At 44.3% G+C, this 12,502-nt stretch carries 11 protein-coding genes; 6 read left to right on the top strand and 5 right to left on the bottom strand.

Going from position 1 to position 12,502, the window contains the following annotated elements; genetic code table 11:
* Positions 1-479: 479 nt before the first annotated feature.
* From V6B33_RS14165 to V6B33_RS14155, 3 genes are all read right to left on the bottom strand, one after another.
* Positions 480-1,592 (bottom strand): IS110 family transposase, encoded by a 1,113-nt coding sequence (locus V6B33_RS14165; RefSeq protein WP_334218402.1) that lies wholly within the window; start codon positions 1,590-1,592, stop codon positions 480-482.
* A gap of 585 nt (positions 1,593-2,177) precedes the next feature.
* Entirely contained in the window at positions 2,178-2,330 is a 153-nt protein-coding gene (locus tag V6B33_RS14160) for a hypothetical protein (RefSeq protein ID WP_334218401.1), read from the bottom strand.
* Between the two features lie 22 nt (positions 2,331-2,352).
* On the bottom strand, positions 2,353-2,520 hold the full coding sequence (locus V6B33_RS14155; protein ID WP_334218400.1) for a DUF4179 domain-containing protein: 168 nt from the start codon (positions 2,518-2,520) through the stop codon (positions 2,353-2,355).
* A gap of 267 nt (positions 2,521-2,787) precedes the next feature.
* Between V6B33_RS14155 and kynU the strand changes: the two genes are divergently transcribed.
* From kynU to V6B33_RS14140, 3 genes are all read left to right on the top strand, one after another.
* Complete coding sequence (gene kynU, locus V6B33_RS14150; protein WP_334218399.1) at positions 2,788-4,065, top strand: kynureninase; 1,278 nt, start codon at positions 2,788-2,790, stop codon at positions 4,063-4,065.
* A gap of 10 nt (positions 4,066-4,075) precedes the next feature.
* Positions 4,076-4,702 carry an arylformamidase gene (gene kynB, locus V6B33_RS14145; protein ID WP_334218398.1) on the top strand — a complete coding sequence of 209 codons (627 nt, stop codon included), beginning with the start codon at positions 4,076-4,078 and terminating at the stop codon, positions 4,700-4,702.
* Between the two features lie 296 nt (positions 4,703-4,998).
* Positions 4,999-5,142, top strand: coding sequence for a hypothetical protein (locus V6B33_RS14140; protein WP_224876811.1), 144 nt, complete (start codon positions 4,999-5,001; stop codon positions 5,140-5,142).
* Positions 5,143-5,487: 345 nt separating this feature from the next.
* Here V6B33_RS14140 and V6B33_RS14135 read toward each other — a convergent pair whose 3' ends face one another.
* The gene (locus tag V6B33_RS14135) at positions 5,488-7,746 is read right to left on the bottom strand and encodes a UvrD-helicase domain-containing protein (protein WP_334218397.1); all 2,259 of its coding nucleotides are present in this window, start codon (positions 7,744-7,746) and stop codon (positions 5,488-5,490) included.
* 473 nt (positions 7,747-8,219) lie between these two features.
* Between V6B33_RS14135 and V6B33_RS14130 the strand changes: the two genes are divergently transcribed.
* The 3 genes from V6B33_RS14130 to V6B33_RS14120 all read left to right on the top strand — a co-directional run bounded on the left by V6B33_RS14130 (position 8,220) and on the right by V6B33_RS14120 (position 11,113).
* Positions 8,220-8,450, top strand: coding sequence for a hypothetical protein (locus V6B33_RS14130; RefSeq protein WP_334218396.1), 231 nt, complete (start codon positions 8,220-8,222; stop codon positions 8,448-8,450).
* A gap of 729 nt (positions 8,451-9,179) precedes the next feature.
* Positions 9,180-10,796 carry an amidohydrolase gene (locus tag V6B33_RS14125; protein WP_334218395.1) on the top strand — a complete coding sequence of 539 codons (1,617 nt, stop codon included), beginning with the start codon at positions 9,180-9,182 and terminating at the stop codon, positions 10,794-10,796.
* A gap of 110 nt (positions 10,797-10,906) precedes the next feature.
* Positions 10,907-11,113: a hypothetical protein gene (locus V6B33_RS14120; RefSeq protein WP_334218394.1), complete on the top strand. Its 207-nt coding sequence runs from the start codon at positions 10,907-10,909 to the stop codon at positions 11,111-11,113.
* A gap of 260 nt (positions 11,114-11,373) precedes the next feature.
* On the opposite strand, the gene V6B33_RS14115 is transcribed toward V6B33_RS14120, so the two are convergent.
* Positions 11,374-12,501: a DEAD/DEAH box helicase gene (locus V6B33_RS14115; protein ID WP_334218393.1), complete on the bottom strand. Its 1,128-nt coding sequence runs from the start codon at positions 12,499-12,501 to the stop codon at positions 11,374-11,376.
* Between the last annotated feature and the right edge of the window lies 1 nt (position 12,502).

Raw genomic sequence — 12,502 nt, 5'->3', positions numbered from 1 at the left:
AAAAACTTCGCTTTCCGTGGGCGGTTGGTGAGCCTCCTCAGTCGTACCTCCCTGTGGGGTCTCACCTAACTCGCTTCTCCCGCAGGAGTCTTCGTTTTGCACTCCAATCAACCGCTGGAATCGGTTTTGAATGTGGATAAGACTACACAAATAAACCCTGAAAATATGGGTGGTAGCTTATCATAGTTCGACTGGTTCCTCCTTTTTCTTTGATGGAACAGAAGGTAAGAACACGGCACGAAGGCAAAAATCTCTACTGCGGTTAGCACTCTGATATTCGTGGGTTTTCACATTTTATCTTTCCGTATAAAGGTCTGGTCCACTAACTCGTCGCGTGAGTTAATCTATTTAGATATATCACATAGGAGGCACGTGGATTTTCCTTTCCGGTTTTACTCTTTGCCTTCGAGCCCTGTTCTCAGGTTTCTATTTAATTTCTATTTATTTCCAGTATGATCTTATAAACAAAGCATTAATTATTAAGCATTTGGAGAACGTTCAACTTCCTGCATAACCGCCCAAATAAAACCGGCTAATTCTCTCGCTACCGCCGTTATGGCTTTTCCGGGATTTTTGCCTCGTGAAACTAGACGGTAATACTTTTGGTGGAGACGATTTTGTGCTTTCCAGGATATTGCTTGAATCGTAGGTGATTGCCCATGTATCCGTTTCTTAAGTTCTCCTTTTACGGCAGGTTGAAAACGATAGCTCCAAGCAGCTTCCACCAATAAACGTCTTACATGGCGATTACCTGTTTTCGTGATGTTTCCCTGCTTCCTGCTTTCTCCACTCGAATATTCACTAGGAATTAACCCAACATAGGCCATGAATTGTCGCGGGGTGGTGAAACGTTTGAAAGACCCAATCTCAGCTACAACACTTGTCGCCGTGATAAGAGCTACTCCTCTTAACGCTTGTAAGGCTTGAACCTTTGGAGCTTGTACACCTTCGGTGGATTGTAGTCTAATCTCTTTTTCCAATCTAAGAAGTCGTTGTTTTAGCTCTTTTAGCTGATGGTAATATTCTTGAAAGACGATTCTTAAATGGGAGCTTTCAAATTTCAATGTATCCAGCCAATTAAAATATTTTACTGTCCATTTGTTTACACCCGAAGGTGGCTTAATGTTATTTCGTAGTAAAAACTTACTTAAACGGTGCTTGATTCTGAGTTCATCCTCTTTTGCGTCTTCCCGGCATCTGACCAGATCTCTTAATGCTTCGTCCTCAGGTGTAGGGACATAAATAGAAGTTAGTTCGCCAGCTCGATATAACTGTGCCAGGCGAAGAGAATCTCTACGATCTGTTTTGATGCGTTCTCCCGGTCTTTGAGGAATCAAGGATGGCGCAATCACCTCACAGTGAATTCCTAAAGCCAGAAAAAGTCTGTATAACGGGTAGCCTGTTGGTCCTGCTTCATAACAAACTCGCAGATTTTCGGCAGTGCCCAGCTTCTTCATTAATTTTTTTACTGCCCCTGAAGTATGAGGAATCATTCCCCAGTATCGTGGTTCTTGTCGACCCTCTTCCGCAATAGCGACCGCAATTTTTTCTTTTGATACGTCTAAACCTACATATTTTATGGTATCCTTCATAATAACTAGCTCCTTCCGTAATGTAGCTCTGATTTGGTATTTGGTTTTCCTAAAAACAGTTTTACCAAATTAACCTACGATGTTACGGGTAAGGAGCTAGTTTCGTTCATGATAACTCGTCGCAAAAGCTCCTGCGGGTTAGAAAAGCGGAGGGGCTTTGCTCAGAGGCGGGTGGCATAAGGCGAATCGGCCACGAAGGCGTTCTTTTCCTTCTTGGACGAGTCGACTTATGACATGTGCCTCTAAGCCCCGGAGCTGGACAATTAGAAAAGCGGAGGCGGCTCGCTCAGAGGCGACAAGCATAAGACAAGCAAGCCGGAAAGGCGCTTTTTGCCTTTTTGGCTTGCTTGACTTATGACCTCGAGCCTCTAGCCGCCGGAGCTGGACAGGTCTCACCTGTCTCGCTTTTCCCGCAGGAGTCTGCGTCTTGCACTCCAATCAACCGCTGGAACAAGCTAAAATGAACAACAACCTTTAACAGGATCTATTAAAAAATCCGAACTAATTCAAATTCTAATTAAAGAATGTAAATTAAAGTTCGGATTTTATTCGGCTAAAACCCTTTTGTCCCAGCCTGTTTTCATCTTAATTGATTTCTTTCTTGTCTTTACTGTAAACAATGATGTTATAAGGATCATCTTTCACCTTGTCTTTGACGTCATCCGATTCAATAAACCGTCGCACTTCTATCTCAATTTTCACTTCATCATAGTATGCTTGCGTTCCCTCAATTCCCACGTGAATCGTCTTTGTTGTGTAGTCAATCCCAAAGTTGCTTACGTTTATATCCTTTTTCGGTCAGAACTTCCATTCCGAATTCTTCAAAACCCGGCTCTTCTGATTGGAATAATTGATTCAAGTATGGAATTTTGGATACCATTTCTGCCATCGTAGGTGATATAACAGTAGAGCCTGCAAGAAGCCCCAAGAAGAAAAGTCTGCTTGTTTCCTTTTTTTGCTTTTTTGATTTTTTTCTCTAAAGACATACCCTCACCTCATTTTCTCCCCGTTAGACTGCCAGGCTGTTTAAAACGTTTCAATTTATTTGTAATTATAAAAAGTCATGTACGGATTTCTATGAAACTTTCACATTCATATTTGCATGGTCAATATGTAGACGAACAATTATTTTACTATTCAAACCATTTCGATTATGATTTTTATAGAAAAAGAAATCTATAAAGGCGGGATCAAGATGTCACCGAAGCTTTCACTGAATCATGCAATAGAACTTGACAGGAGCGATAGCCTCGCTCATTTCAGAGACGAATTCTATATAAAAGACGGTCATTACTATATGGATGGCAACTCACTCGGGTTGTTATCGAAGCGTGCAGAGAAAGCGCTTTATACTTCATTGGAAGACTGGAAGCAGCATGGGATCGACGGCTGGATGGATGGCGTTGAGCCATGGTTCTATTATTCTGAAAAACTGGGTTCGAAGACGGCTCCTTTGGTCGGGGCCAAAAAGGAAGAAGTCATCGTGACCGGTTCGATCACGACCAACCTGCACCAGCTGATCGCGACATTTTATCAACCCGAAGGTAACAGGACAAAGATCCTTGCTGATGAATTGACGTTCCCTTCTGATATCTATGCGATTCAAAGTCAGCTTGAATTGAAGGGTTACGGTCATGAAGAGCATCTTGTTCAAGTGAAAAGCCGGGACGGATACACATTATTGGAAGAAGATATCATCGAAGCGATGACAGATGATATCGCTCTCATCCTCCTCCCTTCCGTCCTGTATCGAAGCGGCCAATTGCTCAATATGAAACGATTGACTGCCGAAGCCCACAAACGCGGTATTGTCATTGGATTTGACCTGGCCCACTCAATCGGCGCCCTTCCGCATACCCTCCATGAAGTCGGAGTGGATTTCGCTGTCTGGTGCAACTACAAATATCTGAACAGCGGTCCCGGCGGTGTCGGCGGCTTATTCGTCCATGAGGACCATTTTGGTAAAAATCCGGGGTTAGCAGGTTGGTTCGGTTCCCGTAAAGACAAGCAATTCGATATGGACCATTTCCTAACACCTGCGGAATCGGCGGGTGCTTTCCAGATCGGGACTCCCCATATATTAAGCAGTGCGCCATTACTTGGTTCTCTGGAACTGTTTGAAGAGGCAGGCATTGAGGAACTTCGCAAAAAATCCTTATCTCTGACAAGATTCTTGATGGATTTGCTGAATCAGGAGCTTCCCGAATGCGGATTCACCATTTGCAACCCGCTGGAAGATGAACGGCGCGGCGGCCACATAAGCCTCAAGCATGACGAGGCAGCCAGGATCTGCAAAGCCCTCAAGGCTAATAAAGTGACACCTGATTTCCGTGCGCCAAATAATATCCGCCTCGCTCCGGTCGCCCTGTATTCTTCTTATGAAGATGTGTGGAACACCGTCCAAATTTTAAAGAAAATCATGGAGAATGAGGAATATAAACAATTTGAAAACGTCCGTGACGTTGTAGCCTAAGGAGGGCCTTATGAAAATCATTGATATTTCGCAGCCGCTTCATGACGGCACACCCGTCTGGCCGGGTGATACCCCCTTTTCCTTCTCACTCAACTGGTCCATGGAGGAAACCGGATCCGTCAATGTCGGACAGCTGAACATGAGCGCCCATACGGGGACCCACGTAGATGCCCCATTCCATTTTGATAATGAGGGACAACGAATATTGGATCTCCCACTGGAACGATATATAGGTCCCGCGGTGGTCGTATCAGTTGAACATGCCGGGAGCATCGGTCCTGAACACCTTTCAGACATTGACTTAACCGCTGTAAAAAAAGTACTATTCAAGACGGATGCGTGGAAAGATCTTCAGGCATTTCCTGAATCCATCCCTCCGATCGAGCCGGAACTGGCACCTTTTCTAAAAGAGAAAGGAGTCCACCTGATCGGGGTGGACCTCCCTTCTGTGGATGAGTTGGACAGCAAGGAAATGGAAGCCCATCACGCACTGACTGAAAATGATATTCTGATCCTTGAAGGAATCGTATTGAAGGATGTAAAGCCCGGGTATTATGAACTGTACGCCATGCCGCTGCCGCTTAAAGAAGCAGACGGCTCACCGGTGAGAGCGGTTTTGATTGATCGGGAGTCATGATGATATTTGTATTTTGGTAAGAAGCAGCCTGCGGGCTGCTTCTTTCTTTGTGGGCGGGAGATGGTCCCTGTCTCAACATTGTACCTGTAACAATCCACACCAAATCCCTCCAAATGTACCTGGTACAATTCACATCAGTCGTACCAGGTACACACAAAAAGAATTCCTACCCACACCCCCACATAATTGATCCAGAAAAAGAAATATATTTCAAAAAATGTTCATAGACTTAACTTATAAAGGTTTAAATTCCTGAAGATATCCTCATAACTGGTAGGGTGGAAGGAGGAAGATGGATGGGTATATTGACGACTATCGGATTCATAGTGTTCCTGGGCATGATATTGGGTGTTCTCATTTATTTCTTAAGACAAGCACTGGATACAAATGATTCAAAACGGATTGATTCCCATAAGGACCACGATCACTTTTCACAGTAAGTGCGGCGTTTTCATCGGAGGAGAAATTTCTCTGGTGGAAACGTTTCTTTAGTGGAGATACAGGATGGTTTTAATTAAAAATAGACAAATTAGAACGTTTTAATGGTCTCTTAGAACTAATTACATGATCACATGAGCATTTATTTTCAACTTTTGTCAATTTATTTTTAACTTTTATTCTTTTATTTTCAACTTTAACCACTTTATTTTCAACTTCACCCCATTTATTTTCAACTCTAAAAATTCACCTTTCAAGCCTGATAACATCACCCTTCCACTCTCTCTGTGTACCGTATAATCCATACAAAAAGGCCCGCTCCCGCACAGGGAACAAGGGCCGATCATTCATTCACGAATTTCTTTCTCTCCAAGTTTCATCACACTCGAACACATCGGGCATTTCTTTTCATCCGATGCGGTTTCGCCGGCTTCGCGTCTCTGCCACGCTATACATTCCGTGCTTGTGCACATCCAGGCGGTGATTCGATTTAGTTTACCGCTCCGCTTCTCGCGGGACCCGCCGCTTTTTATGCGATCCTGATGCGGTTCTTTACTGAAAATATCGCTGAGAAAACGAGAACATTTCTTCGCCTCCCCCTGATAATAAGCAGGGGAGGAGATAAAGAGCTTTTCTTTCGCCCTTGTGATCGCGACGTAGCAAAGCCTTCTTTCTTCTTCAAGTGCACTCTGGTCTTTGTCCACTAAAGAGTCTTTGCTTACTTTGTCCTGAAGTTTATTGGCATTCAGTGCCGAGCTGTGGGGAAGATTCCCTTCTATTGCCCCAATCAGAAACACCACCGGGAACTCGAGTCCTTTCGAGCGGTGGATGGTCATCAGGGAGACGCTGTCACTGTGCTGCTGGTTATCACGGTTACGGTACACATCTTCATACTTGGCTTTCATTTCGTCGATAAACGTAATGAAGCCGGAAATCGTTTCGAACCGCTTTGCTGAGCCTTCGAGCTCATTCAGCATTTCCTTGATCAGTTCCTTTTGCTCGGTCACGACATGCGATTCCTGCGCATCGATGTATTGATGATAGAATTCTTTACGGATTTTTTTAATCGCTTTTTCAGGCGATTCTTCCTGCAATGATTTGACGAATGCCATCCTTGTCTTGATGTTCTTTAATTGAAACGGTTTGAGCCCGTTCATGGTCGTCAAATGGATAAGCGGATATTTCTTTCTCACCTGGGCGTCTTCCTGCAGGATATGTGCCATCCCCTTATCCCTTCTGATAAACATGGTCGGCAGGATGTTTCCGATCGCCTCGAAATTACGGGGAACGATGCATAATCGCAGATAATCGACGACCGGCTTCACCGTCCAATTTTCATAAAACAGGGAATCTTTCTGATTATAGGGATGAAAAGGGATTTCCTTCATCAGAAGCTGCTCGAACACCGCACGCCCGCTGCTCATCGTGCGGTGAAGGATTGTGATATCACGGTAGGCATATCCTTCTTCTATCAACCTTTCAATCTCGTTCGTTATCCAGACCGCTTCTTCATCAGCTGTTGCCGGTCTGGAATACAAAGGCTTAATACTCTCTTCTTTCGTCGCAATCAACCTTTTCTCCCGCCGGTGTTTATTGCGGCTGATGACCTCATTCCCCAAACCGATTATGTAGGCATCGGAGCGATAATTCTCTTTTAGTGTCACAATCTTTGCACTGGGAAACTCTTTATCGAATTCCAGGATGAACTCATTGCGCGCACCGTTAAACGTGTAGATTGTTTGATCATCATCCCCGACAACGAACAGGTTGCCATGGTCGGCGATCATTTTGATCAATTCATATTGAATGAGATTCGTATCCTGAAACTCATCTACCATGACATACTGAAAGCGGTGCTGAAGTCCCTTTAATAGATTGGGATTGTTTCTCAGCACTTCATAGCTCTCTGTCAAAATATCATCAAAATCCATTTTGTGATTCTTTCGTTTCCATTCCTCAAACCTAAGGAGAATATCACGAATTTCTTTTTCGGATTTTGATGATGCCGGCATATCTTTTACATCTATTTTATTTAATTTATAATGTGAAAGCTTCGCAAGTAATGTTTCGGAATCATACGGGTCATAAATGTTCATTTCCCTTTGGATCTGCTTCAGCAAAATCTGCTTGTATCGCTCATTCCCCAGGATTTCCTGTGTGAAATGGCGGGATCTCAGCAGGTAAAGAAACAACGCATGAAATGTGCTGGCATGGACGCCGTGACCGCCATCAGTGCCAGGCAGCGCCGTAATCCTCTGTTTCATTTCATCGGCAGCTTTTTTCGTGAATGTGACAAGCAGGATATTCTGTGGAAAAATGTTTTTCACCGACATTAAATAAGCGGCCCTGCATACAAGGACCGTCGTTTTACCCGTGCCCGCCCCGGCCAGCGTCAAACATGGTCCTGCGCCGTGCCGGACCGCTTCGATTTGGGCTTCATTGAGGTGAATGCCGCTGCCCTCAATCTTACGGAAAAAGAAAGCATCTTCCTCTTCCGGGGATACAAGGTCAACTGAGGTTTGTCCTTTATGCAATGAAGCAGCAGGCACTTCGTGTTTTTCCGCTTCAAATGGATAGATCGAGTAATTGGTCAGTACTTTATTCAACGCTCATTCTCCTTGCTTCACTCGCAAAAGTTTGCTTCTTACTATACGATAGGTAACCTTTCTATCATAACAAGGACCTTCCCTATCCCGCAATGGATACTTCACTGTCTCCCCGTTGGTTTGTTAAACAGTCGTTTAAACTCCTGAAGTATTGGTATATAAGGGTTTCTGGATGTTAATCAAACGTTTGTTTAACATTTTTACTCCAATCATTGATTTAACAGGATTTCACTTAAACACTTGTTTAACTCCTTCAGCTTGTATGGTTACAGGGTTTATAAAGTTTAATCAAACGTTTGTTTAAATCGCTATTTTCTATTGAAGGAGCTGCACTGTTAAAAATCGCTTTTGATTTCCATGGAAGATTCCGCTTTTCACGGGTGAACCCTTTAAAGTACGGATCACAATCTCTAACCTATCAATAGGATTAAAAGACGCCGGAAAAAGGTATAAACAAGTAGGTGATGAACGTGATGTTAACTAAATGGGGTTTTACGCGCCGCAATTCGGTCAAAGCTGAATTTGACCTATTTCCGCATTCACTGGTCATACTCAGAAAAATCAAGTTCTTCTATTTTGTCTACCAGGTGCACTGGTCCTCCCTCGATCCAATCGTCGAGACCCGCCATCTTGAAGAAATGGAGCTCTTGGTAAACAAGGAGCTTGGCTATGAACGGTACTATTTGAACAGAAGAAAAATGTAGATTTGGGAATGTGATTAAAAAAGTGAGAAAGATTACGAAAAAGAAAGATAACGTCCAAAATAGGTTTTGAAATCGCCTGAAATCGGAATATATGGACTTTTCTGAAGATTTGAATAAAGAAAGGAATTTGCTAATATAATCTTAACAAAAGATTTACACCATCTTTAAAGGAAGGCGTGATTCCGATGACGTAGGGAAAGCAAAGCATGTCAACATCACATCTCGCAACTGAAGTCGGCCCGTGAAAACTGATTTCAAGATGTGTGGATATGCGGGAACGCGCAAATCTTATTTCAGGAGATGATTCCAATGAAGAGTGTAAGCGAAGCATGCTAGGATCATGTTGCAAAAGAAGATAGCCCGTGAAAACTATCTTCGCAGCTTGTGGGCATGTGGGGATGCATAGCAAGAAAAAAATAAACTATATAACATGCAACACCATTAATTTAAATTAATTGAATGTTTGGTATGTGTATTAGTAAGAAAGGATAGAACGTGTAATTGAATAAGATTTATTTAAATTGAGGCGCTGTTTATGTGAAGTATACATAAGCAGCGTCTTGAGTTGTTTATATCGGTCAGACAGCCTTCATTGCAGAGTCCCCCTTCCAAAGCCGCTTTTCTTTCAATATGGATCCCTCCTTTTTTGCAAATAAAACTTCCTTCTTGAATATTTGAGTTTTTTCCCAATGATCGGTTTTGTATAATAACAGTAACGAGAATGAAAGGATGAGGCTCTTGAAAGCACAGAAAATATTAAAGAGTGAAGCAGTCTTTACCGGTACCTCTCCCTTCCCATCACCCGGATTTGTGGCTATACGGGAGGATAAAATAATCGGGTGCGGTCCTGTTTCAGAAATGGAAAGCTATCTTGATGCCTCGACAACGGTTCATGATATGGAAAATCGCCTGGTCATGGCCGGATTCCATGACTTTCACCTTCATTTCTTTTTAGGTGCAATGTTTGAAAGTTTCTGTCAGCTGACATTCGGTTTGACTGAAGACGACACAGCAAAGATAGCCGCAGATTATGCTATCGAGCATCCCGATGACGAATGGGTCCTGGGTTTCGGCTGGCATCATGTACGCTGGCCTGGCAGAAAGCTGCCTTCCCGTCATTCCCTGGATCGCTTTCTGCCCCATCGTCCCGCCATTTTATTAAATGAGGAAGCACACAGTGCGTGGCTGAATACCGCAGCTCTTCAGAAACTCGGAATCGACCGTCATACACCCGAGCCTCCATTCGGACGGATCGAAAAGGATGAAAGCGGGGAACCAACAGGGTTTCTATACGAAACTGCCGTAAAGTATGTGACGAGGGCCTTTCAATTTGATGAATGCCTGAAAAGTAAGTTGATGGAAAACATGTTGAAGAAAACGGCTTCCTTCGGGATCACTTCCGTTTCGGACATGCTGCCTCTCCCGGGTTACACCCTTGGGGACCCTGCTTTTTACCGAAGTTTTGAAGAACGGGGAAAATTGACGACCCGGATCCACTTCCTGGATGTATTGGACGGCAACCTGGAAAGAAGCGTTTCTTATAAAGAAACGTATCAGTCGGACAGGCTCCGGTTCTCAGGCTTGAAGCAATTCCTTGACGGTGTCCCTCTTACATATACCGGCTTCCTGCTTGAACCGTATGCTGACATGCCATTAGAAAGAGGAGGCACGATCTTTACGTTTGAGCAATATAAAAAATGGATCGAAGAAGCCGACCGGGCAGGGTTCAGGGTGAGGCTGCATGCTTGCGGCGATGCAGCCGTCAGAATGGGTCTTGATTTGTTCGAGCATGCCGCTGTCACAAATGGCGTGCGTGATTCGCGCCATACGATCGAGCATATTGAAGTGTGCCACCCCGGTGATTTTCATCGTTTTCATGAGCTCGGGGTCATCGCTTCCATCCAGCCCGAACATATGACTTCAGGTTCGATGGACACCCATGCTTATGTTGACCGGTTGGGAAGTGAACGCTCCCAATACACATGGCCGATCGGTTCGCTGCAAAAACACGTTGCCCCTCTTGCGTTCGGGACGGATTTTCCGATTGTGGATTTGAACCCGATGCTCGGCGTTTACCGGGCTGTCACCCGCATGCATGAAGACGGTTCGCCCCAAGGCGGGTGGAATCCAGTTCAGAAGATTTCACTGGGCGACGCACTGAAACACTATACGAAAAGCTCTGCGTACGGAAATTTTCGCGAAAACGAGTTGGGAACGATCGAAGCCGGTAAAAAAGCGGATCTGGTGGTGCTTGACCGCAACTTGTTCGAAGTGGAACCGGAGGAGATACTTGAGGCCGAGGCTGTGTTGACTGTTATGGATGGGGAAATTGTTTACTCAGGATGAGATGATTGGATATATTAAATGGATAGATTGTTTGTTGAAAGTGGCATATTGAATGAAGGCTGAATTTTTGATGATTTCAGCCTTTTTTGTCTTTGTGATGATTGTATGTTGTGTTAATCCGTCAAAGTGGCAGTCTTTCCTGCGAAATGGAAGTCGTTCCTGCCGTTATGGAAGTCGATCCTTTCGAAATGGACGTCGTTCCTTCCGTTATGGAAGTCGATCCTTTCGAAATGGACGTCCTTCCTGCCGAAATGGAACATATTCCTGCCGGTTTACGAGATAATTCTGCCAAAATCAGTATAAATAATGCTATTTAACATTAATATCCAATCCGTGATCCACTCCCAATCCTTTAAAGCAGTCCACAGAAAACGGAATCTTGCCGTTTTCGCTGATAATTTTTCCATTATCAATCATATTTTTGCCGTTCCAACCGTAATTCTTGCGATAATTTAAATAATCTTTCCGAAATCCATGATTTAATTGCCATTTAACATAAATTTCCAAAACAAAGCCCGTCCCTCGCTGCGTTATAGATAATGCATCGAGGGACGGGCCTTCAAAACCGGTGCCATTATTAACGTGGATCCTTCAATCCGCCGCCGTGGATAGTCTTTTCCTGGAATGGCAGGTTGAGTTCTTTGCTCAGTTTCTCGAGGAAGCTTTGTTCACGCTTGGATACGAGTGAAATGACCGTTCCTTCCGCGCCCATGCGTCCTGTTCTTCCAGAACGGTGGATGTATTGCTTCGTGTCTGTAGGGAAGTCGAAATGAATGACGTGTGAAACGTCGGTAATATCAAGTCCGCGTGCTGCAACGTCAGTGGTGAGGAGCATCGGCACCTTCCCTGCACGGAAGCGGTCCAGCGATTGTTTCCGTTCCGTTTTCTTCGATTCCCCTGCCAGCACTTCAAGTTCTACGCTCTTATATTTCAGCTTTTCTTCCGCCTCTGACAGCTTTTCAAGCTGATTGAAGAAGACAAGTGCTTTGATGTCTTTAAAGTAGGAAAGACTTCTCAATGCTTCGATCTTGTCACGGACTTCAGTATACACATAAGTGTGATCGACTTTCGGGTTATCAAGGTTGGCATCCATCTTGACGATTTCGTGATTTTGAAGGAGGTCTGCAGCGACTTCCTCTGTCCTGTCGGAAAGGGTCGCCGAGAAGAACAGTACTTGACGTTCTTTAAGCGTTGATTTGATGATGTCTTTTACTTCGCGGATGTGCTCGGACCCTACCATTAAATCAAACTCGTCGACAACGATCGTTTTGACTTCATGCATTTTCAGTTTCTTCAGTTTCATCAGTTCTATCATGCGCCCGGTCGTCCCTACGACGATGTGAGGCTTCTTTTTTAACTTTTCGACTTGCTTCTTGATGTTTGCGCCTCCGATGAATGCAGCACTTGTAACGTCGCTGCCTTTGCTCCATTTTTGAATTTCCTGATGGATTTGCATCACCAGTTCGCGGGACGGCGCAAGGATGACGGCTTGTGCCTGCTTGCCCTTCGGATCGACCGCTTGTATGATCGGCAGTAAATATGCCAGTGTTTTCCCCGTTCCTGTCGGTGATTCACATACAACATCTTTTCCGTCAAAAATGAGAGGCAGCACACGTTCTTGTACAGGAGTCAGCGCATCAAATCCCGATTCCTCCCAGTTTTTCTGCAGGAACGGTGTTTGAAGCAGTTCAGAGATTGAGTTCATT

The sequence above is a fragment of the Mangrovibacillus sp. Mu-81 genome (genome assembly GCF_036867415.1).
Taxonomy (GTDB): domain Bacteria; phylum Bacillota; class Bacilli; order Bacillales; family Bacillaceae_B; genus Rossellomorea.
The sequence above is the reverse complement of the archived record's forward strand: the minus strand, read 5'-3'. Positions and strand labels throughout refer to the sequence as shown.